The sequence below is a fragment of the Sulfurimonas limnophila genome (assembly GCF_059705345.1).
In genome coordinates, this window is the sequence record NZ_AP046127.1 from 209,071 (window position 1) to 232,477 (window position 23,407).

A 23,407-nucleotide genomic window follows, 5' to 3' on the forward strand; every position below is an offset into this window, starting at 1 on the left:
TTATACCCATTTTTTGGGTATAAATTGCGAGGAGAGTGACTATTTTATATCTGGTTTTGGAGTTGTAGAAGTTGATACTGGAAGTTGAGGTAAAACAACTGGCTCTTTTCTTCCATCAAGAGCTTTTAGGAACTCTTCAATTGAAGCAGCTTCTGTGTCACTGATGTCAGCACCAAGTTGGATACGTCCCATCTCTTTTATAGCCTCTTTTAACTCCCAAATTTGACCATTATGAAAATATGGTGCAGTTTGAGTGATGTTTCTTAATGTAGGTACTTTTACCATACCGTTTGCATCGCCTTTAAAGTCGCCTACATCTTGAAACTTGTAAGTTCCTGTGATGTTAAACGCATTCATCTCTCCACCAACAGCGATACCGTTATGACAAGTTGCACACCCTTTGTCTATGAAAGTTCTAAGACCATCTTTTTGAGCTTTTGTAAGAGCATCTTTTTTACCATTTAAAAAATCATCATAAGCCGATGGAGTAACTAGAGTTCTCTCAAATGTTGCGATAGTATCAGCTACTTTTTCAAAAGTTATCTTTACATCTTTGCCATACGCAGCTTTAAAATCAGTTACGTATTGAGGCATAGAAGTTACAGTTGCAACTACATGTTCTGGCGTTGCAGACATCTCTGGAGCAGCTTGAATAGGGCCTTGTGCTTGAGCTTCTAGGTGTGGATCACGTCCATCCCAAAATTGTGAGTTAAAAAACACAGAGTTATAAACAGTCGGTGAGTTTAAATGGTGAGGATTTGGAGTCCACATATGCCCAATAGCCGCAGGAATACCATCATCTCCGCCTTCACTAAGGTTGTGACAGCTGTTACAGCTTATAAAACCGCTTTTTGAAAGTCTAGGGTCAAAGTATAGTTTTTTACCAAGCTCAACTTTTTTAGCACTAATTGGGTTTTTTGGGTTGTCGGTTAGCTTTAGTAGCTCTTTTTTATCATTAGGAATTGGCTTCAATCCAGCTTTTTTAGCATCTGTTAGTAAATCAGCTGCACTAAGAGATGAAGTTGCTATTGCAACTGATAGTAATATTTTAGTATACATGTGTCATTCCTTGTTGTAATATTGTCATAAATCTTACATTTAATATGCTTAATGGCATATAATTTACTCAGCTTTTGTATATAAAAGCCAACTTATTTTTAATCTTTTACTCTCATGCCTAATGCTTTTGCAACACCAGCTCCATAGGCAGGGTCTGCTTTTGTACAGTTGTCTATATGTCTTTGCTTAATCATCTCAGGAGCATCGCCCATCGCTCTTGCTGTATTTTCAAAAAGAACTTGTTGCTGTTCTTTACTCATAAGTTGAAATAACATTCTAGGTTGTGTGAAGTTATCATCATCCATCTCCCATCGGGAAGCTCCGCCATCTATATCTAACATCGGCTCAGCATACCCTTTTTGCTCTTGCCACGCCTCGTAAGAGTTTGGCTCATATCCTATCGTAGCACCTGCGTTTCCATCAACTCTCATAAGACCATCTCTGTGGTAACTGTTAACTTGACATTTTGGCGCATTTACAGGGATAAGGTTGTGATTTACCCCAAGTCTATATCTTTGTGCATCTCCATACGAGAAAAGCCTTCCTTGAAGCATCTTATCAGGTGAAAAACCTATCCCTGAAACGACACTTGCAGGATTAAAGGCAGCTTGTTCTACATCTGCAAAGTAGTTCTCAGGGTTACGATTTAGCTCAAACTCTCCAACTTCAATGAGTGGATAATCTTTTTTGAGCCATACTCGTGTCAAATCAAAAGGGTTAAATTTATAGTGTTTCGCATCCTCTTCACTCATGATTTGGACAAACATTTTCCATTTTGGAAAATCACCCCTTTCTATACTCTCAAACAAATCTTGCTGATGGCTTTCTCTGTTTTGACCAACTAACATTTGCGCTTGGGCATCTGTTAGGTTTTTGATTCCTTGTTGTGAGACAAAATGAAACTTCACCCAGTTTCTCTCATTTTTATCATTGATAAAACTAAAAGTGTGGCTACCAAAACCATGCATATGACGGTATGAAGCTGGAATACCTCTATCACTCATCGTAATAGTTACCTGATGCAGAGCCTCTGGAAGGTTAGTCCAAAAATCCCAGTTATTTTTTGCACTTCGCATATTTGTTTTTGGGTCACGCTTGACGGCATGATTTAAATCTGGAAACTTCAGAGGGTCTCTTAGAAAAAAGACGGGAGTATTATTACCAGCTAAGTCCCAATTTCCCTCCTCTGTATAAAACTTCAAGGCAAAACCACGAATGTCTCTCTCAGCGTCCGCCGCACCGCGCTCACCAGCAACAGTAGAAAATCTAGCAAACATCTCCGTTTTTTTACCGATTTGTGAGAAAATCTTTGCTTTAGTATATTTTGTGATGTCATGTGTCACTCTAAATGTTCCAAATGCACCAGAACCTTTTGCGTGCATACGTCTCTCAGGAATAACCTCTCTATCAAAATGCGCCATTTTTTCTAAGTACCATACATCTTGAAGCAGCATAGGGCCTCTTGCTCCAGCGGTAAGAGAGTTGTTATTGTCAGCAACTGGTGCGCCAAATGCAGTTGTTAGTCTCTTTTTCATTTTTTCTCCCTTTTTTCTTGAGTTGTTAACATTGAACAGTATTGCGAAATACAAAGAATATTTTTTAAAGGAAAAAAATTATCCTTTGTAAAATTATAATACTAAGATACTTAAAGGATAATTATTGTTATTTACTATATAAGATATATTTGTGTAATTAAATAAATAGAGAGATATAATTTTAACATGATGAATTATGAAAATAAATTGAGAGAACATAATCTTAAAGCAACCAACCAAAGAGTTGCTATATTGTCGATTATAGAGCAAAAAGGGCATATCAGTATAGAAGACTTGTATGAAAAAATTAAGCCTGATTTTCCTTCTATATCACTTGCAACTCTATATAAAAATATGCATGCAATGTTGAAAAATAAGCTTTTAACAGAAGTAAAATTAGAAAATTCAAAGACTCATTTTGAAATATTTAGTGATAATCATGCACATCTGTATTGTGAGATATGTAGAACACTTATTGATTTTGATATAGAGTTTGAAAAACTTAACAGTGAGATTTTAAAGAGCCGCGGATTTTTACTAAATAAAACAAACTTAACATTCAGTGGCATTTGCATCTCCTGTCAAAACATTTAAGCATCTTAGATAAATTTTTGAGAGTAAATGTCTTATAGATATATGTTATTTCAGAATAAGATATAATAGTTGTTAAATTTTTTAAAGGGAAAAATATGAGACAAAGACTTGGAAAATATGTCAGCAGTATTAATACACTAAATGTTGAGGAGAGAGCACTTTATACTAATACATTGATTTTAGCAGAAGAGGGCTCAGGTAAAACAAACCTAGCATGTAGAATAAGAAACTTTGTAATAGATAGCAATGTTGCAACTCTCTACCTTGACTTCTCTAACTCAGATGAGCATAACATAGAGATAAGATATAAAGATGAAAATTTTAATTATATAAGATTTGATGAGAGTGATAAATTTCAAGCAGAGTTTGACGCTTTGGTTAGCGCAAAGAAGCATATTTATATGGCAGTTGACCCTAGTTACTTCTCAAACAAGAGAGATATTACGAGTAAATTAACCCTTACTCTTCAGCATAAAGGGCTTTTAGCTAACTATTACTACTTTTTTCACGATATCGAAAATCTAAATGGATTTTATACAAGATTTGAAGACTTCTTGCTCTACATGCTAAACTTTTTAAATCTTAAAAAATATGGGCTTACGTTTTTAGCACAGCCTCACTCTTCATTTGAAAATCCTCAACTGAAACTTCTTTTTACATTTTTGTATCTTGGAAAGTGCTCAAATTTAGAGTATTTTAATACTGCAAATTTGAAAAAATTACCAAAAAACAGATTCTTTTATCAATACAGAACAGACTATCATACGCTTCTCTTTAATGATATAAAAAGCAATATAGTTCAAATCGATGAGTATCTTTTCGAAGAATAATTATGCAGAAACTTTTTGAAGAAGTAGCGTCTCTCGATGATAGATGCTACAAAGAGTTTTATTTAAGCGAAGATATTTTGATGGAACATGCCGCTTCTGGTATGGCTGAGTATATTCGCAACAACTTTAAAAAAAATGCAAAAGTTACGATTGTTTGTGGAAGTGGAAATAACGGAGCCGATGGTTTGGCTCTTGGAAGGCTTTTGCATGGTGACTTTGACGTAACTCTCTTTTATGCAAAACCCGCAAAATCAAAAATGGCTCTCTTACAAAAACAGCGTGCAACTACCATAGGGATTAAAGAGTCTACTCAGCTATTAGCTTGTGATGTTCTGGTTGATGCGATAGTTGGTACTGGATTTAGCGGAGAGTTTGAAGTAGAGATGGCTCAGCTTATAGAGCAGATGAACTCTATGGACGCATTTAAGATTGCATGTGATGTTCCCTCTCTTTATCTCTTTGAAGCCAATATAACGCTTACTATGGGTGCTCTGAAGAAGAGAATGTTTTTAGATGAGGCAAAAGAGTTTGTTGGCGAGATAAAAGTACTAAATCTTGGAGTTAGCAGAGATATTTATGAGAGTAAAACAAACTGGAATCTTCTTGATTTGGAGGATTTAAAACTTCCCTATAGAGATAAAAAAAGTTCTCATAAGGGTAGCTATGGGAATTTAGCCGTAGCTTCAGGTCAAAAAAGCGGTGCTAGTATCATGAGCGCACTCTCTGCTTTGCGTTTTGGAAGCGGTTTGGTAACGCTTGTTGGATTTGAAAATATTGTACCTCCACACTCAATTATGTATTCTCATGAAGTTCCAAAAAATACAACCGCTCTTGCTCTTGGAATGGGGCTTGGAGCAGAATTTAGCAAGGTAGAGTTAGATAAATTTTTAGACAACACTCACAGCATGGTTGTAGATGCAGATATATTTTACATGCCAATAATCGCTGAGCTGCTCCAAAGAGAAAATCTTGTACTTACCCCTCATCCAAAAGAGTTCGTATCTCTTTTAAAGATTTTAAATATCGCAGATATTAGCGTCAAAGAGCTCCAATGTGAGCGTTTTAAATACGCTGAGATATTTTGTAAAACCTACCCAAGCGCAACACTTCTTTTAAAAGGCGCAAATGTCATAATAGGCAAAGATGACACTTTTTATATAAATCCCCATGGAACTCAAGTTCTTGCAAAAGGCGGAAGCGGGGACGTTTTGAGCGGTTTGATAGGTGCTCTTTTGGCGCAAGGGTATAGTTCTCTTGATGCAGCGATTCATGGCTCTTTAGCACATGTAAAACTAGCACTTCTTTACAGTGGTGCTGATTTTTCACTTACTCCAGATGATTTGATAGCTGCAATTGGTAAACTATAAGATGGCATATGTTATAAGATTTCAAAAAAATATTTAGGAAATAAAATGCAAAATATATTGAAAATAGGAAAGTATGAATTAGGCTCTCGCCTTATTGTTGGAAGTGGAAAATATCAGGATTTTCAAACAACAAAAGAGGCAACTTTAGCAAGTGGAAGTGAGCTTATCACTGTTGCAGTTCGCCGCTTAAACATAACAGACCCAGATAAAGAGAATCTGCGTGATACATTTAAAGGTACAAATGTAAAGTTTCTGCCAAATTCTGCAGGATGCACAACTGCCGAAGAAGCGATAACAACTTTCCGCCTGACTCGTGAGGCAACTGGCATAGATTTGATAAAACTTGAAGTAATCGGCGATACACAAAAGACTCTCTATCCAGATGTTTTAGAGACTATAAAAGCGTGTCAAATCCTCTCAAAAGAGGGCTTTACCATCATGGCATATACTTCAGATGACCCGATTATGGCAAAGAGACTTGAAGATGCTGGTGCTCATGCCATCATGCCTCTTGCTGCTCCAATTGGTAGCGGTTTAGGGATTCAAAATCCTTACAACATAGTTTTTATTCGTGAGGCGGTAAATTTGCCAGTTATAGTAGATGCTGGAATAGGGTGTGCAAGTGATGCAGCTTACGCTATGGAGCTTGGAGCCGATGGAGTTTTAACAAACACAGCAATAGCTTGTGCTCAAAATCCTATGATGATGGCTGAAGCTATGAAACATGCGGTTATAGCAGGACGCATGAGTTACCTATCTGGAAGAATTGCAAAACGCCCATACGCAACTGCATCTTCACCGATTAACGGAATGATACAGTTTTAAAACCCCGCGCAAAATCTATTTCTACCGCTATCTTTTGCGCGGTAGAGTTCGTTGTCTGCCTCTTTTAAAAGTTCATCTTTTGATATATCGCTATCTTCATCTTTTATAGAGACTCCTGCGCTTATAGTTACATATTTACTAACAAGAGAGTGCTCATGTGCAATTTTTAGATTTGAAACTGCATCTATTAGTGATTGAGCGACTTTTTGAACGCCATTTTTGTCTATGTTTTTTAGCAATACAACAAACTCCTCTCCACCATATCTAGCAACAACATCTGTCGGACGCTTAATTGTTTTTTTTAGAGCTAGGGCTACCTTTGTAAGACACTCATCGCCCATCCAGTGCCCGTAGTTGTCATTGTATAGTTTAAAATAGTCAATATCTATCATAATAACAGCAAGGCTCTTTGCATCTCTTAGCGTCTCTTTGTACTTTTTTTCTAAAATCTCATTGAAAAATCTTCTGTTTGAGATGCCAGTTAGGCTATCGCACATTGATAGCTCTTCAAGTTTTTTACTTTTTATCTTTAGCGTAAGATGATTTTTTATTCTAACTCAACTTTCGCACATAGATTTTGATGTTTAATTTATCTACGAAAGCCCATAAATAGGCGCTTTTTAGTATAATTATGTTACCACTAACATCATTATAAAGGTCTATTTTATGGAACTTGCAAATTATATAGAAACTGCTATGAAAAGCATATTAAAGAATCCAATCCTTGAAGTGCTAATAGAGATAAAAATCACAAAAATACTCAAGCAGAGCAACTTCATTAAACGAAATGTCGGCTATCCACCATTTCAAATAATCTTACACTTCGTGTATATGCTTATCATGAATAAAAGACAGTCTACATTCATAAAAAAGAGCGATAGTGCATTTGGCAAAGACGCTTATTACCGATTTATCAAAGAGAGTCGTTACAACTGGCGAAAGTTTTTAATACTAAGCACTACTGCGCTTTTGCAAAGAATAAAACCTCTACATAAAAACGGTGAACATCGCTTGCTCATTATTGATGACACAGTCGAAGCTAAAAGTGGTAAACATATTGAAGGAAGCTGTAAATATATTTGGAGCAATAAAGAGCACAGAAGCATAAATGCGCTCAATATCGTATCTCTAAATTATGCAGATTCACATTCAACATTTCAACTTGATTTTTCCATCAAGATGAATGATAGTCGTCGAAAAGATATATCTGAATTCACTTCAACTGTTCATCATCGTAGTAATTCTCATAAGCGTAAAGTTGAATCTCTCAAAGGTAAAAACATTTTAGCTATTGAGATGCTTGAGAGAGCGTTAGAGCAAGGGGTAGATGCAGACTACCTACTTATAGACAGTTGGTACGCTAAACCAGACTTCATACATCAAGCTAATGAGCTTGGCATGCCAGTAATAGCAAGACTTCCAAATAATAAACTCATTTGGAACTTTAAGGGCAAACATAAAACTATGAATGCAATCTATGATAGTATGAAAAACTCTCGTCATAAACAGAGTGGCAAACATGGAAAAATATCTTATAAATATTTCGATGCAATTGTAGAACATGCTGTTCTAGGCAAAGTCAAGCTCGTATTTTTGCACACAGGTAAAGACTTGTTGGTTTTTATCTCAACTGATATTATCATTATAGGCAAAGAGATTCTAGCAACTTATAAAAAGAGATGGAATATTGAGCAAGGTTACAAAGATTTGCGAAACCTGTTTGGGTTTGGCAAAGAAGAGAATCGTATCTATGAATCACTAATTGCAAAAATAACTCTCTCAATGTTTGCCTACAACATTGTAAGCTATATCAATCGCATAAAACATGAGCCACAAACTCTAGGAGAATTATTTAGAGACTTAGAGTGTGAGCTTGAAACTCTTGCAATATCAATGCAACTCTTCATTCAAATACTGACAAAAATCTCTGAAATTGAAAATGTTGTCAAGGATAATAAAGATTTACTGACTATTCTCGCTGTACTCAACGCTTATACTCAAAAAGAGTTGGGTTTTATGTGCGAAAGCTGAGATTCTAATCTTTATAATAGCGGAGTGAAAAGGCTTTTTAATATAGTCAATTGCTCCAAGATTTAGTCCATACTCCTCATCTTGGGCGCTATTTTTAGCAGTTACAAAAATGATAGGAATGTCTATCGTGTCTGATGATGATTTTAGCTCTTTACAAACAGCATAACCGTTTATTTGAGGCATTTCAATATCCAACAAGATTAGATCTGGTTTCTCTTTCGCTCTTGCTAAATCTAAGGCTCTTTGCCCACTGTTTGCTACTTTGATTTTATAACTATCTTTTAGCAAATCAGAAAGAATTGCTATATTTGTAGCCATATCATCAACTATCAATATAGTTGGTATGTAGTTATCATCTATCATAATTGCCACTCTTTCATAATGTTATAGGCTTTGTCATAGTCAAAATTGTCCATGGCATTCATCCATAGATCAAGTTCATATCTATTTACCTTTGGCTTAAGGAGATTAAATAGAAGTTGTTGATTTTGCAATTGTACCATTGTTCCATTTTTAATATCTTCAAAATGAGTCAAGTAGAGGTTTTTAAAGTCATTTTCTATCAGTTTTTTGTTTAGAGTCGGCTCTTCTTGCAGAGGAGGGTTCTCTTTTAAGTAGAGTTTGATTTTATCTTCAACTCTTTTTATAGCATCTTTTAAAAGCTCTATATTTTGGGCTTTAATAGGTATAGATTTTTTTAGTAAAGCATCTATATGTGTTGTGATAGAAGCCAACTCTTTTGCTCCTATATTTGAACTTACTCCTTTTAGTGCATGTGTCAATGATTTTGCTGAATCATCATTTTTATATAAAAATTCTGGCAAAGAGACAAAATCATCTTCAAGTTCTTCTAAAAACTTTGATAATATCTTATATAGAAGATTGCTGTTTGCGTTTAGTGCGCTCATCGCATACTCCAAATCCAAAACAGCAGTGTCTTGAAGTGCAATGTTGTGAGAGTTCTGCTCTATTACAAAATCAACATCTAGCCACTTTACGATATTTGATAACATCTCATCCCCATCGATTGGTTTTGAGAGATGATCATTCATCCCAGCGTTTAGAGCTTTTGTTCTATCTTCGATCATGGCTGCGGCAGTTAATGCGATTATCGGTATCTCTTTGTTATGTTCACGTATGATTTTAGTAGCTTCATAGCCGCTCATTATAGGCATTTGAAGATCCATAAGAATGATGTCATAGTAGTTTGGATTTGCTACAAATATATCTACCGCTTCTTTGCCGTTATTTGCTATATCAGCACTTATTTTTACTCTCTTTAACATCTCGATGGTAATCTCTTGGTTTATCTCATTATCTTCAACTAAAAGAAGCTTTACATGGCTTAAATCAGGATAGTTTGACACTTTTTGTATCTTTTGTAAATCTTTTGCATCTTCTATATACAGAGCATTATTAAGCCAAGAGTTTACACCAACAGTTAACTCAAAGCTAAAAGTAGAACCAACCCCTTCTTTGCTGCTAACTTTAAGTTCACCGCCCATAGCAGATGCAAGTCTGTATGAAATTGATAGTCCAAGCCCAGTTCCACCATATCTGCGTGTTATGGTGCTGTCTGCTTGAGAGAATGGTTTAAATAATTTTTCAATCTGCTCTTGGCTTAGACCGATACCTGTATCAATTACATTAAAGAGAATAGTTGCACTTTTTTCATCTTTTTTTGTAACTTCCATATTGACTCTTATAACACCTTCTTTGGTAAACTTTATAGCATTTCCTAAGAGGTTGATTAGAATCTGATTTATTCTGAGTTCATCAGAGACTACAAGGTTAGGTACATTTTTTCCTACAATACAATAAAACTCTATGCCTTTATCAGTAGCGCTCTTTCTGAAGATAGCTCTTAGTTTATAAAGTATATCTTTTAAAGCGAACTCTTTACTTTCAATCTCAAGCTTATTTGCCTCTATTTTAGAAAAATCTAAAATATCATTTATTATATTGAGCAACAGTTTTGATGAATTTTGTATTTTATATATATAGTCTGCTTGTTTAGTATCCAAATTTGTATCAAGAACAATCTCGCTTAGCCCTAAAATAGCATTCATCGGAGTACGTATCTCATGGCTCATATTTGCTAAAAAGGCACTTTTTGACTCATTTGCTCTCTCTGCTTCTTCTTTTGCTTCTTTTAGAGCTTGTTTATCTAAAACCTCTCCAGTAACTTCCCTTTGAACTCCGAAATGCCCTGTTATAAAGCCTCTCTCATCATATAAGCAGATATAGTCTCCGTTTATTATCATATCACTGCCATCAAATTTTTGTTCATGTGTATCTATGTGGAGCTGCCCTTTGTCAAACAACTCTATCCATATATCTCTTCCGTGTGCTATGTTGTGTTCAAAAAAATCTTTAGGTCTAAAGCCTATAAAATCACTCTCCACCGCTCCATACTGCGAGAGCATCGCTTTATTTATCTTCGTAACCCTTTGATGCTCAAATATATAATCAAGAGCTTTCTCTTTATCAATAGTATCATTCCACTCAATTGGCTCATCCATCATCATAAAGAAAAATCCGTACATTGATTGGCGGAAAAATAGTTCAAGTAGTTTTTCACGTTTTAAAAGCTCTTGCTCACTCTTTTTAATCTGCGTTAAGTCTCTTCCCACCCCAAGTATACCAATGATTTCGCCATTGCTATCTTTTACAGATACTTTTGTTGTTTGAATAAACTCGGTATGCCCGTCTTTAGCAAATGCTATCTCCTCAAAATTTGTTAGTGGAACATCAGAATTCATTGCATTTTCATCATGCACTCTAAATGATTCAGCTAAATCTTTAGGAACAAAATCATAATCAGATTTGCCCCTAATCTCATCTCTTGATGCTCCAAAGAAATCCTCAAATCGTTTGTTGCATGTAATATAGATGCCATTTTTATCTTTCATCCATACTAAATCTGGAATAGATTGCAGTAGAGACTCTAACTGATTGTTTAGCTTCTCTAGCGCTTCTCTTTTTTCTATCAAATCAGACATGTCTCTAAAAATAACTATAGCTCCATCGTCTTGTGTAGGAGTAACAGTTAAGTTTATAGGTATAAATGAGCCATCTTTTCTTATAAAACTTTCATCTAAGCTTCTTGTTTGTTTGTCTTTTGATGTAACATAGATTGGGCACTCAATAAGAGCATAGTTCTCTTTTGTAGGTTTGTGGTGGTGAAAAAGTATATGTTGGTCTTTGCCTAAAACTTCATCTTCACTATATCCAAGCATCTCAAGTGCTTTTTTGTTTATCCAAGTACATTTTCCATCTTTATCTATGCCATAAACTCCATCGCCTATATTTGAAAGCAATGACGTGATAAATCTTTTTCTCTTTTGTTCTCTAAAATGATAAAGCAAACCTATAACCATAAGTATAAATACAACTATTATATCTATCTTGTATTGGCCAAGAATATCCGTGTATGTAATCTTAGGAGCTTTATCAAAGGGAGGAAGTCTAAGCGCTCTTGATAAAGATTCAACTTCAAGGTAATCAGCAGGAAGACAGTAACCATAAATACCTGCATCTTGAAGCTTTTGTGTCGGTTTGATTGATAAAAGCGCTGCAACAAACTCTTTTGCACTCTCTTTGTTTAGGCTAGGCATAGCAAAAACTGGCCACTCAGGGTAGAGTTTTGTAGAGATTTTATATGGATGAGATGGAGAATTTTGCAGATTTATAACTCTTATGTCATCCTCTTTAATCTCCCCTCTCTCTATCATCTCCTCTAAAATGCCATCTCTGATAAATCCTACTTCAGCTTCCCCAGCTAAGACAGTATATAAAACTTTTTGATGAGAACTTTTTGTCTCTATAATCCTTTTGCTATCTTTTAAAATATTGATTCCATTTAGATATAGCTCGTATGCTTGAGTGCTAAAACCACCTAGATGTTTTTGGCTAGGCGTTGCGATAATTTTGTTTTTTAAATCTTTAAGCTCCTTAATATGGCTCTCTTTTTTTACTATGATGGCACCTGCAAGTTTGCTTGTTGCTACACCTTTGTTAAAGCCTCTTAGAGTTGCTATTGCACCGCTTAGTTCAAGCTCTTGTCTTAATCTTAAAAAGTGTGTTGGATTTGTAGTAATGATGTCAAGCTGAGAATTTTTAATCTTCTCGTTTAGCTCTTCTTGAGTTAAAATTTCTAAGACTACACGGTTATCAAGTTTTTCATTGAGTATATCAACAAGAGGTTGATACTGCTCCCTTGTCTGCTCAACCCCCTTGTATGCAAAAACGCCAAATCTAATGCTCTCTTGAGCATAACTAGATAGAACTAAAATGAGAAGAAGGAGTATTTTATGCATAATTTCAACTTAATAACAATATTGGTTTATGTTACATATAAAAAGTTTAAAAAAGAGTTAAAGCTCTATTTTTTGAGATAAATGTGTCATAAGAAGAAGTTGTCCCATGTTTTGAAAAAAGCTCTCTATCCCACTGCTTCCTAAAAGAGACGCTTTTTGAAGAGCGCCTAAAAAAGATATTTGTGAGTCAATTGATGCCATCATAAAAGTCTCTATAATGTACTCAAAAGAGAGAGTATGTATCTCTTCATTTACATTAAAATCTATCTCTGAGTCAATATTTATCTTATTTGCACTCAAAAGTTCTCTGCAATCTAACTCTATTTTATTCATCTAAGTGCCTCCGCATCAAGTTCACCGCTTTTTAGTTTGACTAAGTACTCTTCAAGCGCTATTTTTACATCTTTACCTAAAATAAAAAGTCCAAGTATATTTGGCAGAGCCATGGTAAGAAAGAGCATAAAGCTAAAATCAACAAGAAGAGCCGTATTTACAGCTGTTCCCATAATTATAAGAAGCAAAAAACTCAGTTTGTAAATTACAGAGTATTTTGAACCAAACAGGTAAACCCATGCACGTTCACCATAGTAAGACCATGCGATAATAGTTGAAAAAGCAAACAGAGTAATACTAACTGATAAGATTATTGGAAACCAGCTTATGACAGTTCCGTATGCCGCGCTTGTAAGTGCTGCACCCTCTTTAGCCTCGATAAGAGCCATATATGCGCCATTATGCTCATAAACACCAGTTATGACAATGACTAGAGCCGTCATAGTACAGATTACTATCGTGTCGATAAAAGGCTCATAAAGCGCAACTAACCCTTGTCTCACTGGATATTTTGTTTTAACTGGAGCATGTGCAACAGGAGAAGAGCCAATCCCTGCTTCACTTGAAAATACTGCTCTTTGAAAACCTTGCACAATAGCACCAGCAACACCTCCATATATAGCACTTGTTGAGAATGCTTCACGGAAAATAATAGCAATAGCGTCATCTATTTTTTCAAAGTGATAAGCCAAAATCCATAAAGAGGCGCCAATGTAGATAATTGCCATGATTGGCACTAGGAACTCAGTGATTTTAGCTATTCTAGTAACTCCGCCTATTATTACAAATCCAACAAATATAGCGATAATAATTCCAAAAATAATTGGAAACTTATCAAAGAAGGCTATCTCTTGCGATACTGCTCCAAGCGCCTGAGAAACCTGAAACACATTTCCTCCTCCTATCGCTCCGCCAATCATAAAAACGGCAAAAATTAGTGATAAAATCTTGCCAAATTTAGCATAACCTTTTTGCGCTAATCCCCTTGAGAGGTACTCCATGGCACCACCCATAACAGTTCCGTCTTTTAAAAAAACTCTATGTTGCAAAGAGAGCGTTACTTCTGTAAACTTAAGACTCATGCCTAAAAAACCAGCAACTATCATCCAAAATGTTGCCCCTGGACCACCAAGAGCAACAGCTAGTGCAACACCAGCGATATTTCCAAGACCAACAGTTGCACTAAGAGCCGTTGTTAAGGCTCCAAAAGATGAAATCTCTCCAACGTCATCAGCTGTGCGATACTTACCTCTTATAATGTCAAAAGAGTGTTTGAACATTCTCAAATTTATAAATTTTGTCAATAATGTAAGATAAATTCCGCCTGAAATTAGCCAAACAACTAAAAATGGGAGCTTGACCCCATCTACCATTCCAAATAAAATGTCAAAAAATAGAACTGCCTCTAAAAAAGAGTTAGCACTGCTAAAAAATTCACCCATAATTCACCTTTTAAACCAAATCGCTATTATTGTAACAAACTAATCTTAATCTCTTTTTGTACATGTTAGAGAAAAGTTTGCAAATATCTAAAAATACTATTGACATTTTAATAGTTATTGACTATAATTTCGCCTCATTAATCAGCTGCAAGGCTGTTTCAATGTGTAGGTCGGGGTGTAGCTCAGTATGGTTAGAGTACCTGGTTTGGGACCAGGGGGCCGAAGGTTCGAACCCTTTCACCCCGACCACTTTTTTATTTTTTCAAGCATGGTGGGATTAGCTCAGTTGGTTAGAGCACTGGTTTGTGGTGCCGGGGGTCACGGGTTCGAGCCCCGCATCCCACCCCATAAAGATAAAATAAAAATATAATAATAAATTTTGTGGCGTTCGTGGCTCAATTGGATAGAGTTTCGGACTTCGAATCCGATGGTTATAGGTTCGAATCCTATCGGACGCACCATTTAATGAGCGCGTTCTTAGCTCAGCTGGATAGAGCAATGCCCTTCTAAGGCATCGGCCTCAGGTTCGAATCCTGAAGAGCGCACCACTGTCTGAAGAGACATAAAATACTTAAAATGTGCGGATGTGGTGAAATGGCAGACACGCTAGACTTAGGATCTAGTGCCGCAAGGTGTGGAGGTTCAAGTCCTCTCATCCGCACCATCGAGAAAAAGCCCTAAACTAGGGACTTACAGTAGACATAATCATTTAAAAAACAAATCAATACAAAACCTCAAAACTTGCAAAAGTTGTCAAAATATGGACAGTTTGCATACAGAAACTTGCAAAGAACTTGCAAAAATCTAGTAGCAACTTGCAAAATGTTTTAGCTTCAAAAAGACAAACCCCTTCAGTCTTGAAAAAAGGGTTTATTATACTTTGAAATGTCCCCTATTTAATGGACAATATCATATCTGATATTTCTTCCTTGAGTACCTTCAATCTGATGTAAACAACCCAATTTCACTAGCTCTTGTATATCTCTTTTTGCTGTTGCCAAAGATGTTTTGGTCATTGCAACATATTTTTTTGTAGTAAGCCCGCCTTGAAATTCTCCTTCGTTATACTCTAATAACTTGCTTAGCACTTTTAATTGGCGCTGATTTAAAGTAATTTGACGCACCTTATCCCAAAACTTTGTTTTTTGTATAACTCTGTTGATTGCATCAAGTGTCTCTTGAAGTGAGTCGTTAAATCTATCTAAATACCATGATACCCAAGCTGTACAATCTAAATCTGGATTGTCTATCAAGTTTTGAGACATCTCTAATTTGTCATAATAATTTTTACGATCCTTTGCTATTGCACTAGAGATAGAAAAATATTTATACTCTATCCCAAAATCTTTTGAGATTATGTAATCACTTATGATTCTTGCCATTCTGCCATTGCCGTCATCATAAGGGTGAGTAGTTACAAACCATAAATGCGCTATTGCACTTTTAATATAAATATTGTCATCGCTTGTATTAATATACTTCAACAAAGCATCCACATCATTATCTATTCTCTTAGCAGGCACTCCTACGAAATGTACTTTTTCTTTTCCAATTACGCCTGAGACAATTTGCATGTCATCATAATCACGAAACACTCCCAGTTTGATTTTAGTAAAGAGGCTTGGAGTCTGGGAAAGAAGTGAGATGTGCCATTTATGCAAACGCTCTAATTCCAGTGGCGTTGTGTTGAGTATGGTATCTATTAAAATATCCGCGAGAGAGTCAGTGTGATGGGTAGACTTGTCATATACTTTGTCAAATGTTGCATCTAGTTTTTTTCTTATTGAAGATCTTACACTCTCTCTTTGAAGATGTTCCCCCTCTATTGCAGAAGTGGAAACAATCTCGCTTGTAAAAAGATCTATCTTAATGTTGGTTTGAGTATCTTTATCAAGAAGCGTGATTAATGCTTTTACTTGACCTATACTCTGAGATATTTGTGTGATTTTAGGAAGAAGCTCACGAAGGTTATAATTAAATTTTGGATAATTGGGATGTTGCCAAATCCATAGTTGTTTCTTTTTCATTTTTACCTCATGAGCTGATTAGTTTTCTAATCGTATCATCATATGAGCTACTTGTCAATTATAAATAGCTCATATTTTAGATAGTTCCAAATCTTACTGTTTTAGTAATTGTCTAATTTATAGGGGACATTCCATTCGTTGCTTTGCAGATAATTCCAGAGATTATTCCCCCAAAAATAAGCACTTATACAACTTCAAAAATACATTTTTTCAATTAGTGATACTTTTTAACCTCATTTGTGATACTTTTTCAAGGTCAAGATAGTGAAGTATATATTTCATTAAGAATTGGCGAGACTTGAATTTGCACAGGATGATATATGGATCAGTTTTTACAAGCAGCGATAGAAGAGGCTAAAAAAGGTCTCCAAGAGGGCGGGATTCCTATAGGTTCGGTGCTTGTCATAGATGGCAAGATTGTAGGTCGTGGGCATAACAGACGACTTCAAGATGGTAGTGCGATTCTTCACGCGGAGATGGATTGTCTTGAAAATGCTGGGAGGATGCCCGCATCAAAGTATAAAAGGGCGACGCTCTACTCAACACTCTCGCCTTGCAGTATGTGTAGTGGGGCGGCGCTTTTATACAAGATACCTAAAATCATAATAGGCGAAAATCGTACTTTTAAGGGTCCAGAAGAATATGTCCGCTCGTTAGGGGTTCAAGTAGAAGTTTTAGACAATCAAGAGTGTTTTGAAATGATGCAAAAATTTATAGATAAAAATCCATCTCTTTGGAATGAAGATATCGGAGAATAGCTTGAGACTATAAAAGTTCCGCTCTTATCTTTATAACTACCTTCTTTATATACTCTTTTTTAATACCAACAGCTAGACATGGCATATGAGCGTCATGTGAAAAAAACATCGCAAAAGAGCCAACAGAGATACTTAATAGTGAATGTGCTTTTGCATCTGTCTCATAAAACTCTATATCTTTTTGAGCATCATAAGGTTCTCTTACAACAAGGGAGTCTACCGAGTGGCACTCAAATCCTTCAGTTCCTCGTAATGTTGCTTGAATATCTACATACTTTTTATGAGATTCAAGCATGGCGCCACTTCTTAAAACAGTCTCATAACTCATAACGATTGCATAAATATCATCGCCTTGAATCTCATATTTTCCATCTTCTGTCTCTGATGATAGAGAGTTTAAAAATGAAAAAGCTCTCTGCCACGCTTCACCAAATGGGTATTTTTGCCAATTTACTAACTTATCTACTACCATTTTTTACCTCTTTGTAAAATTTCTCAAGTCCATTTTTTGCTTTTTTATCAAAGTTATAAGATATATATTTTAGATAATTTAGTATATTTTCTTGGGATATGCCTGTTCGCATCGAGGCTTCACGAAGTATATATCTTGGTATTTTTATCTTTGTTTTTAGGAAGTTTTTTTCTATCTTTTTATAGAGTGCTTTGTCGTTGTGGTAGCATAAAAGTGCAAATACAAAAGGGAGCTTATATTTTTCATGCCACAATTTAGCCAAATCTACGTGAGGCTTATTTTGGAGATAGTATCTTAGAGCTTTGTCCCCTATGAGAACCTCTCCTTTAACATGGAGTATCTTTGCAAGAAGGTTTGAAGTTTCGGACTCACTATCTTGTGTGTTTGTTTCACTTGGAGCGACTAAAACGCTAAGTACCTCTTTTTTTGCGATAATCCCAAGATTTACATATTTTTGATTTTTTGCTCTGATGCTAGAAATAAATGCGGCATCAACTTTGCGGGAGAGGAATTTTTTATTTGTCTTTGCTGGAACATCTTTATAGTAATCCATGCTCATGCTCTGTTGAGAGCTTCTAGTAAATCTCTTCATAAAGAGATGAAATGGCAGAAGATTTAGATACTCAATTTTTCCAAAAACCACAAATTCCTCCATCATATAATTGGCAAAATTATACATCGCTTAACTTATAAAAAAGATGAGTTTGCTATAATCACAGCCATAAAAATATAGTTTGGGGAGCAATCTTTTGGTACGAGTAGAATTTTTAGGCCCAATACAAAAAGAGCCGTTGGAACTTGATATAACAAACTTAAATGAGTTGGCAGAGATACTTAAAAAAGATGAAACTATGCAAGGGTGGCTTGAAAACTCTGCTGTTGCTGTCAATGATACTCTTGTGTCAAGTAGAGATTTTGCACTAAAAGATGGCGATAGAGTTGCACTTCTACCGCCTGTTTGTGGGGGCTGAGGTATGCTTTATCTTTATGATGGAGCGCTTGATGTGCCACGTATTTTAAAAGAGTGGTATGAGCAAGAAGCTTCTAGCAATTATGGCGCTTATATCCCATTTGTTGGAACTGTACGAAGCGAAGATGGGATTGATGGGCTTAGTTTTGATATATATGAACCGATACTAAACTCTTGGTTTGATGCTTGGCAAAAAAAGGCAAAAGAGAGAGGCGCTATTATAAAAATGGCACACTCACGTGGAGATGTGATGCTTCATGAGTCATCGTATATCGCAGCTGTTTTCTCTCCAAAAAGACGAGTTGCACTAGAGTTTATAGATGAGTTTGTAGAGGATTTTAAAGCTTCTGCGCCTATTTGGAAATACGATTTAAAGGGTGGCAAAAGAATCTATGCGCTTGAGCGCTCAACTGCAATAAAAGGGAGCGGTCTTTTAAAATGAGTCTATTATCTTATGAAACAAGCCAAAATATGCTGGATTTGCTACATGTAAATTCTCAAAGAAGCGAAAATGTAGCCCTAAGCTCATCTCTTGGAAGGGTTTTGGCAGAGGATATCGTAGCAGAGTACAGTGACCCGCAATTTCCAACCGCCTCAATGGACGGGTACGCAGTAATGCACTCCGATTTGGATGGCAAAGTCATATCGATAGTTGGGGACAATCCAGCAGGAAGCGATGAGAAAAGAACTCTTAAAAGCGGAGAGTGCATTAAAACTTTTACCGGCTCGATGATGCCTCACGGAGCCGACACCTTAATCCAGATAGAGAATGTTACGGTTGAAGATGGAAAAATAATTATTAATGAGAGTGTTTCAAAAGGTTCATCTGTCCGTCCCGTGGGAGAGGGTTATAGAGCCGGAGATGTGCTTGTCAAAAAAGGTACAAAAATCGGTTTTGTTGAAATCGGCGTTATGGCGGCGCTAAACTGCGTGATGGTGAAAGTTGCAATAAAACCGCGCGTCGCCGTTATATCAACAGGAAGCGAGATTTTGGACCTCGGTGTAAACAGTGACAATCCTGCTCAGATAAGAAGCTCAAATAACTACACTCTTGCGGCACTTTTTGAGCAAGCAGGAGCGGAAGTTGTACAGCTTGGAACTGTCGGAGATGATAAGAATTTAATAATGCAAACTTTCGAAAACGCTCTTTCATGCGTTGATATCTTAGTAAGTACCGGAGGCGTCAGTGTCGGTGATTACGATTTTGTCAAAGATATAGTTCCTCGTATCGGCGCAGAGGTAATCTACAAAGGCGTAGCAATAAAACCGGGTAAACATATTTTGGTAGCGCAAAGAGCGGACAGATTTGTTTTAGCACTTCCTGGGTTTGCATATTCATCGACTGTAACGGCAATTCTTTATGTGCTGCCTCTGATTGCCAAGATGCTCGGACGTGAGAGCGCATATAAAACAGTGGCGGCAAAGCTCGGCGAAGATTTTACAAAAAGAAGCAGATTGACGGAATTTACAGCATGTAACGTAGTTGTTGAAGACGGCGAATATTTTGTAAACTTCAAGGGCAAAAAAGTCGGAAGTTCGGCGATACTTACCAACATGTTAGACTCAAGCGCACTGATGATTACCGGTGAAGATGACGGAAACCTCTCAGAGGGCACTTTTGTAAACGTTATTCTTCTGGATAATTTTTAAAAGAGAGTTTTCATACTATTTTTTTAATGTAAGATAGAGATAGTCGAAGATTTCATGGCTTTTTTCTATGATGGCATTATCATCTTTTTCGTTGTTGCGAATCGCACTTAAAATCATTTTGATTCCATCTGCTTCAGGGGTGATGTATTTATCGTCATTGAGGTCAAGATTGTGGATAATTTTTCCAATTTTTTCCAAAGCAACATCTTCATGAAGTAAAAACGATTGCAATAGTACCTCGTAGGTACATAAATCGCCTACATGCGTAAATGTTGCTCCGCTCATATCATAAGTAATTATATTTTGTTTTGAAATATCAATAGTATCATCAAAGATAAATGTGGCGTTGGTGTCAATGTGTCTTTTGATAAGCCATGCAGACGCCATTCTGTCAACAAATGATTTTTTTCTTGTTTGCCACACTTTATGTTTATACTCTTGTGCATTATATGTCCCAATTGTAGGTTTTGGTGAAGAAGTAGCATGGAGTTTTGCTTGAAGCGTCTTGATGCTTTCTTTTACCATTTTCCCTTTATATGATTCAAAAAAATCTACAACATGAATGGACTCAAAATCACGTGCTATCTTCTTAATTGCTTGTTCTAAATTTTGTTCTTGTTTTGAAGTAGCCTCGTTTAGCGGTAGTTCTAAGTTTAGTTTTTTTATTTTTTGTTCAATAATTTTATAAGAAGTTTCTGCTTGTAATTTGAACAACGCAATAATCTCTTCATCGTTTAGTGTTTCAAATTTCTCAATGATACTAAAGTGCATCTCTCCGCCAAGAGTTTTCATCTCTTGGTGTAGCCACATAAAAAGCTCTAGCCTATCTTCGCTAAAGGGAAGAATATGAACACCGTCTTTAAGCGCAAGCGTTCCCTCTTTTTGGAGTTTTCTGTAAACTCTCAGACGATTTCGCTCAGGTTTTGAAGGCATAGAGTAAAACATCAAAATCCATGCCGCAGAATTATGCCTTAAAATTATTTTGTCGCCCACTGGCTCATACCCCATTTTTTGAGCGCTTCCTCAGACCATTCAAGACTTTTATCTTGATGACAGCTATTGCAAGCATTTGGTACTTTATATTTTTTTGTTTCATCGGGTGTGATAAATCCAAACCTGTGTGTACGAACAGTTGCAGGGGAACTTGGCAGATGCTTACCGATTTTTGGCATGTGACACTCGATACAACTTGAACCTTTAGAGTCTGCTTTGTGGTGTGTATGCGCTTCAATCGTGCTTTGGTGCGGACCTATTGCCGAACCAAAAGAGTGGCATTTCATACAAGAAGCATCTCCCAGCGGCTTTGCAACCGTGTTGTCTAGCTTGTGAGGGTCATGACAATTGATACATGTGATACCATGTTTGTACATCATCGACTGGACATAGTCATTGCCTTGGGTTCTGTTTTTTTTGCCTATGCCGTTTCCGTAAAACTCTTTCGTTTCTACTCCATCAAAAGGTGCTTTTGTTTTATAATCAACAAGAGGCATTCCCGGTTCATACCCTTTTGGATAATCACGCACATCGCCAAAAATATCTTGCAATGTTTGCGTATCCAACCGTTTGTCTCGATTGCGCATATGGCACTGCATACAGATTTCACTTGAGCGTTTTGGGTCGGCATTGCTTGCTTTATAAACCAAGTCTTGCTCAGGATTTTGGCTGTGTTTGCTCGCTGGACCATGACAAGCTTCACATGAAACGGATGGCTCGGTTCGTTGTTCTTGACTCATAAAGCCCGTAAAATGGCACCCGTCACAAGTTTTGGATGTTCCCACTTTGCTGTTGTTGTTCTCAAATCCGTCGTGATACCAATCTTTGGTTACGCTATAAGGTTGCCATTTTTTAAGTTGCGTATTCCACTGGTAGCTTCCCACTACAAAATCTTTTGTTCCGTTAAAATCAACTTCCATCATGTAGCGTTGTTTAAATTTACTGCCGATTGTGTAGGTAATATTCTCTTTTTTGAAGTCGGCATCCTCCGGAAGTATTGCAAAATCTCCAACTATTGAAGCGGGATTTGCTTTAACATCTTGAATCATTTTTGTATGGTAAGAATCTTTCCAATCCTTGAACTGTTCTTCATGACATTTCTGACACTTTTGCGAACCGACATAATGTGCATCTTTTTGCGAAACAGGTTGTAAATCGACATTTGTACCCACTTGCTCTTTTGTGAGCTGTTCCATGTAAGGCATGATTTTGCCATATTTTTTGTAGAGCATAAAACCTGCGATACTTGCGATAACTGCAAGTAAAACAGACGATATTAAAACTATTTTTTTATTTTTGTTCATTTTTTTTCCTAAAAAAGCCATTGTTTGTAATAACTATTACATTTTAAAGTAATTGTTACAAAAAAATAATTATAAAAAGCTTAATACTAATTTCTTCAACAAATGCTTTTAGTGTTATTTGTAAAAGCTAAAAAAGATAATATATTGGATTTAGTAGAGGTTGTTTCTGGTTAAATAATTGGTTTTGTTTGTGTTTAAAAATAGAGATATGCTTTTGTTCCTATGGATTAGAGTTTCTTATTTTAACTTCACCGTTGATATGAAAGACTTGATTAAATAGCAAGTCGAGCATATTTAAAAGTCAAAAAGCGTTTTTTCAAGTGTTTTGAGTTTGTAGCTTTTTCTGTGAATCTCCGAATAGCCGTGCTTCTTTATCATCTCTACATGCAGAGCCGTTCCGTACCCTTTGTGTTTTTCCAGCTGATACTGCGGATATTTTTTAGCCAGCTCCAAAATATCCCTGTCATGTGTAACTTTTGCTAGTATTGAAGCGGCACTAACCTCTGGAACTTTGCCGTCAGCTTTTACCATTGTTTTAAGCCCGCTAACGCCAAATGCTGAGTTTCCGTCAAACAGGTACTCATTACATGTTAGATTTTTCATAATCTCCACAAGAGCTCGTTTTATGCAGATTGAAATCCCTAGATTGTCAATATCTTTTGCTGAAAATTTTACTATATGATAGGCAGAGTCCTTGACTATCAACTCATATAGAGCCTCTCTTTTTTTCTCGGTAAGTTTTTTAGAGTCGTCAAGACCCTCTACATAGCTGTTTAAAATACATCCTGCAACAACTAAATCTCCCGCAAGCGGACCGCGCCCCGCCTCATCAATACCGCATAATTTACCATACATATAACACAGCCTTTTATTTATATTTTCATCAAACCCCTGCAAC

The 23,407-nt window shown here is 36.3% G+C and carries 22 protein-coding genes and 5 tRNA genes; 14 read left to right on the forward strand and 13 right to left on the reverse strand.

Annotated elements, in window-relative coordinates; genetic code table 11:
- Positions 1-39: 39 nt before the first annotated feature.
- Both AC6H33_RS01105 and AC6H33_RS01110 read right to left on the reverse strand, forming a co-directional pair.
- Positions 40-1,059, reverse strand: coding sequence for a cytochrome-c peroxidase (locus tag AC6H33_RS01105; RefSeq protein ID WP_497605152.1), 1,020 nt, complete (start codon positions 1,057-1,059; stop codon positions 40-42).
- Positions 1,060-1,157: 98 nt separating this feature from the next.
- Positions 1,158-2,594 (reverse strand): catalase, encoded by a 1,437-nt coding sequence (locus tag AC6H33_RS01110; protein WP_497605153.1) that lies wholly within the window; start codon positions 2,592-2,594, stop codon positions 1,158-1,160.
- A gap of 207 nt (positions 2,595-2,801) precedes the next feature.
- On the opposite strand from AC6H33_RS01110, the gene AC6H33_RS01115 reads away from it, so the two are divergent.
- The 4 genes from AC6H33_RS01115 to AC6H33_RS01130 all read left to right on the forward strand — a co-directional run bounded on the left by AC6H33_RS01115 (position 2,802) and on the right by AC6H33_RS01130 (position 6,210).
- On the forward strand, positions 2,802-3,188 hold the full coding sequence (locus AC6H33_RS01115) for a Fur family transcriptional regulator (RefSeq protein ID WP_497605154.1): 387 nt from the start codon (positions 2,802-2,804) through the stop codon (positions 3,186-3,188).
- 95 nt (positions 3,189-3,283) lie between these two features.
- Complete coding sequence (locus AC6H33_RS01120; protein ID WP_497605155.1) at positions 3,284-4,018, forward strand: ATP-binding protein; 735 nt, start codon at positions 3,284-3,286, stop codon at positions 4,016-4,018.
- Positions 4,019-4,020: 2 nt separating this feature from the next.
- Entirely contained in the window at positions 4,021-5,385 is a 1,365-nt protein-coding gene (locus AC6H33_RS01125) for an NAD(P)H-hydrate dehydratase (RefSeq protein WP_497605156.1), read from the forward strand.
- 45 nt (positions 5,386-5,430) lie between these two features.
- Positions 5,431-6,210, forward strand: a complete 780-nt coding sequence (locus AC6H33_RS01130; protein ID WP_497605157.1) for a thiazole synthase — start codon at positions 5,431-5,433, stop codon at positions 6,208-6,210.
- Here AC6H33_RS01130 and AC6H33_RS01135 read toward each other — a convergent pair.
- Positions 6,207-6,707, reverse strand: coding sequence for a GGDEF domain-containing protein (locus tag AC6H33_RS01135; protein ID WP_497605158.1), 501 nt, complete (start codon positions 6,705-6,707; stop codon positions 6,207-6,209). The genes AC6H33_RS01130 and AC6H33_RS01135 overlap by 4 nt on opposite strands.
- 169 nt (positions 6,708-6,876) lie before the next feature.
- On the opposite strand from AC6H33_RS01135, the gene AC6H33_RS01140 reads away from it, so the two are divergent.
- Positions 6,877-8,241, forward strand: coding sequence for an IS4 family transposase (locus AC6H33_RS01140; RefSeq protein ID WP_497603908.1), 1,365 nt, complete (start codon positions 6,877-6,879; stop codon positions 8,239-8,241).
- On the opposite strand, the gene AC6H33_RS01145 is transcribed toward AC6H33_RS01140, so the two are convergent.
- From AC6H33_RS01145 to AC6H33_RS01160, 4 genes are read right to left on the reverse strand one after another with little or no spacing between them, the layout of a single operon-like run.
- Positions 8,173-8,604, reverse strand: a complete 432-nt coding sequence (locus AC6H33_RS01145; RefSeq protein ID WP_497605159.1) for a response regulator — start codon at positions 8,602-8,604, stop codon at positions 8,173-8,175. The genes AC6H33_RS01140 and AC6H33_RS01145 overlap by 69 nt on opposite strands.
- On the reverse strand, positions 8,601-12,560 hold the full coding sequence (locus AC6H33_RS01150; RefSeq protein WP_497605160.1) for a PhnD/SsuA/transferrin family substrate-binding protein: 3,960 nt from the start codon (positions 12,558-12,560) through the stop codon (positions 8,601-8,603). Before AC6H33_RS01150 ends, AC6H33_RS01145 begins: the two co-directional genes overlap by 4 nt.
- Before the next feature lie 57 nt (positions 12,561-12,617).
- Positions 12,618-12,893: a hypothetical protein gene (locus AC6H33_RS01155; protein WP_497605161.1), complete on the reverse strand. Its 276-nt coding sequence runs from the start codon at positions 12,891-12,893 to the stop codon at positions 12,618-12,620.
- Positions 12,890-14,335: an alanine/glycine:cation symporter family protein gene (locus tag AC6H33_RS01160; RefSeq protein WP_497605162.1), complete on the reverse strand. Its 1,446-nt coding sequence runs from the start codon at positions 14,333-14,335 to the stop codon at positions 12,890-12,892. Before AC6H33_RS01160 ends, AC6H33_RS01155 begins: the two co-directional genes overlap by 4 nt.
- A 171-nt stretch (positions 14,336-14,506) precedes the next feature.
- On the opposite strand from AC6H33_RS01160, the gene AC6H33_RS01165 reads away from it, so the two are divergent.
- From AC6H33_RS01165 to AC6H33_RS01185, 5 genes are all read left to right on the forward strand, one after another.
- Positions 14,507-14,584 (forward strand) — tRNA-Pro (locus tag AC6H33_RS01165).
- A 22-nt stretch (positions 14,585-14,606) separates the two neighbouring features.
- Positions 14,607-14,683 (forward strand) — tRNA-His (locus tag AC6H33_RS01170).
- A gap of 36 nt (positions 14,684-14,719) precedes the next feature.
- Positions 14,720-14,796 (forward strand) — tRNA-Arg (locus tag AC6H33_RS01175).
- Between the two features lie 10 nt (positions 14,797-14,806).
- Positions 14,807-14,883: transfer RNA gene (locus AC6H33_RS01180), tRNA-Arg, on the forward strand.
- Positions 14,884-14,915: 32 nt separating this feature from the next.
- Positions 14,916-14,999, forward strand: a tRNA-Leu gene (locus tag AC6H33_RS01185).
- 232 nt (positions 15,000-15,231) lie between these two features.
- Here the strand turns inward: AC6H33_RS01185 and AC6H33_RS01190 are convergent.
- On the reverse strand, positions 15,232-16,362 hold the full coding sequence (locus tag AC6H33_RS01190) for a Fic family protein (RefSeq protein ID WP_497605163.1): 1,131 nt from the start codon (positions 16,360-16,362) through the stop codon (positions 15,232-15,234).
- A 320-nt stretch (positions 16,363-16,682) separates the two neighbouring features.
- Here AC6H33_RS01190 and AC6H33_RS01195 point away from each other — a divergent pair, with 320 nt between their 5' ends.
- Complete coding sequence (locus AC6H33_RS01195) at positions 16,683-17,120, forward strand: nucleoside deaminase (protein WP_497605164.1); 438 nt, start codon at positions 16,683-16,685, stop codon at positions 17,118-17,120.
- Positions 17,121-17,127: 7 nt separating this feature from the next.
- On the opposite strand, the gene AC6H33_RS01200 is transcribed toward AC6H33_RS01195, so the two are convergent.
- Both AC6H33_RS01200 and AC6H33_RS01205 read right to left on the reverse strand, forming a co-directional pair.
- Positions 17,128-17,592 (reverse strand): NanQ anomerase/TabA/YiaL family protein, encoded by a 465-nt coding sequence (locus tag AC6H33_RS01200; RefSeq protein WP_497605165.1) that lies wholly within the window; start codon positions 17,590-17,592, stop codon positions 17,128-17,130.
- Positions 17,579-18,235 carry an MqnA/MqnD/SBP family protein gene (locus tag AC6H33_RS01205; protein WP_497605166.1) on the reverse strand — a complete coding sequence of 219 codons (657 nt, stop codon included), beginning with the start codon at positions 18,233-18,235 and terminating at the stop codon, positions 17,579-17,581. Before AC6H33_RS01205 ends, AC6H33_RS01200 begins: the two co-directional genes overlap by 14 nt.
- Positions 18,236-18,341: 106 nt before the next feature.
- On the opposite strand from AC6H33_RS01205, the gene AC6H33_RS01210 reads away from it, so the two are divergent.
- The 3 genes from AC6H33_RS01210 to AC6H33_RS01220 are packed head-to-tail and all read left to right on the forward strand — an operon-like array spanning position 18,342 to position 20,212.
- A complete protein-coding gene (locus tag AC6H33_RS01210; protein ID WP_497605167.1) occupies positions 18,342-18,563 on the forward strand; it encodes a MoaD/ThiS family protein in 222 nt (73 codons plus the stop codon).
- 3 nt (positions 18,564-18,566) lie between these two features.
- Positions 18,567-19,004 carry a molybdopterin synthase catalytic subunit gene (locus AC6H33_RS01215; protein WP_497605168.1) on the forward strand — a complete coding sequence of 146 codons (438 nt, stop codon included), beginning with the start codon at positions 18,567-18,569 and terminating at the stop codon, positions 19,002-19,004.
- Positions 19,001-20,212: a molybdopterin molybdotransferase MoeA gene (locus tag AC6H33_RS01220; protein ID WP_497605169.1), complete on the forward strand. Its 1,212-nt coding sequence runs from the start codon at positions 19,001-19,003 to the stop codon at positions 20,210-20,212. Before AC6H33_RS01215 ends, AC6H33_RS01220 begins: the two co-directional genes overlap by 4 nt.
- A gap of 15 nt (positions 20,213-20,227) precedes the next feature.
- On the opposite strand, the gene AC6H33_RS01225 is transcribed toward AC6H33_RS01220, so the two are convergent.
- The 3 genes from AC6H33_RS01225 to rnhB form a co-directional block, all read right to left on the reverse strand.
- On the reverse strand, positions 20,228-21,220 hold the full coding sequence (locus AC6H33_RS01225; protein ID WP_497605170.1) for a chromate resistance protein ChrB domain-containing protein: 993 nt from the start codon (positions 21,218-21,220) through the stop codon (positions 20,228-20,230).
- A complete protein-coding gene (locus AC6H33_RS01230; protein ID WP_497605171.1) occupies positions 21,190-22,509 on the reverse strand; it encodes a multiheme c-type cytochrome in 1,320 nt (439 codons plus the stop codon). The genes AC6H33_RS01225 and AC6H33_RS01230 overlap by 31 nt, the downstream gene beginning before the upstream one ends.
- Positions 22,510-22,803: 294 nt before the next feature.
- The gene (gene rnhB / locus AC6H33_RS01235) at positions 22,804-23,364 is read right to left on the reverse strand and encodes a ribonuclease HII (protein ID WP_497605172.1); all 561 of its coding nucleotides are present in this window, start codon (positions 23,362-23,364) and stop codon (positions 22,804-22,806) included.
- Positions 23,365-23,407: the final 43 nt, after the last annotated feature.

Coding starts and splice junctions, on each gene's coding strand:
- rnhB (WP_497605172.1), bottom strand. CDS start 23,364: ATGTATGGTAAATTATGCGGTATTGATGAGGCGGGGCGCGGTCCGCTT.
- AC6H33_RS01225 (WP_497605170.1), bottom strand. CDS start 21,220: ATGGGGTATGAGCCAGTGGGCGACAAAATAATTTTAAGGCATAATTCT.
- AC6H33_RS01145 (WP_497605159.1), bottom strand. CDS start 8,604: ATGATAGATGATAACTACATACCAACTATATTGATAGTTGATGATATG.
- AC6H33_RS01140 (WP_497603908.1), top strand. CDS start 6,877: ATGGAACTTGCAAATTATATAGAAACTGCTATGAAAAGCATATTAAAG.
- AC6H33_RS01120 (WP_497605155.1), top strand. CDS start 3,284: ATGAGACAAAGACTTGGAAAATATGTCAGCAGTATTAATACACTAAAT.
- AC6H33_RS01155 (WP_497605161.1), bottom strand. CDS start 12,893: ATGAATAAAATAGAGTTAGATTGCAGAGAACTTTTGAGTGCAAATAAG.
- AC6H33_RS01200 (WP_497605165.1), bottom strand. CDS start 17,592: ATGGTAGTAGATAAGTTAGTAAATTGGCAAAAATACCCATTTGGTGAA.
- AC6H33_RS01215 (WP_497605168.1), top strand. CDS start 18,567: ATGCTTTATCTTTATGATGGAGCGCTTGATGTGCCACGTATTTTAAAA.
- AC6H33_RS01150 (WP_497605160.1), bottom strand. CDS start 12,560: ATGCATAAAATACTCCTTCTTCTCATTTTAGTTCTATCTAGTTATGCT.
- AC6H33_RS01105 (WP_497605152.1), bottom strand. CDS start 1,059: ATGTATACTAAAATATTACTATCAGTTGCAATAGCAACTTCATCTCTT.
- AC6H33_RS01230 (WP_497605171.1), bottom strand. CDS start 22,509: ATGAACAAAAATAAAAAAATAGTTTTAATATCGTCTGTTTTACTTGCA.
- AC6H33_RS01190 (WP_497605163.1), bottom strand. CDS start 16,362: ATGAAAAAGAAACAACTATGGATTTGGCAACATCCCAATTATCCAAAA.
- AC6H33_RS01125 (WP_497605156.1), top strand. CDS start 4,021: ATGCAGAAACTTTTTGAAGAAGTAGCGTCTCTCGATGATAGATGCTAC.
- AC6H33_RS01220 (WP_497605169.1), top strand. CDS start 19,001: ATGAGTCTATTATCTTATGAAACAAGCCAAAATATGCTGGATTTGCTA.
- AC6H33_RS01160 (WP_497605162.1), bottom strand. CDS start 14,335: ATGGGTGAATTTTTTAGCAGTGCTAACTCTTTTTTAGAGGCAGTTCTA.
- AC6H33_RS01195 (WP_497605164.1), top strand. CDS start 16,683: ATGGATCAGTTTTTACAAGCAGCGATAGAAGAGGCTAAAAAAGGTCTC.
- AC6H33_RS01110 (WP_497605153.1), bottom strand. CDS start 2,594: ATGAAAAAGAGACTAACAACTGCATTTGGCGCACCAGTTGCTGACAAT.
- AC6H33_RS01130 (WP_497605157.1), top strand. CDS start 5,431: ATGCAAAATATATTGAAAATAGGAAAGTATGAATTAGGCTCTCGCCTT.
- AC6H33_RS01135 (WP_497605158.1), bottom strand. CDS start 6,707: ATGTGCGATAGCCTAACTGGCATCTCAAACAGAAGATTTTTCAATGAG.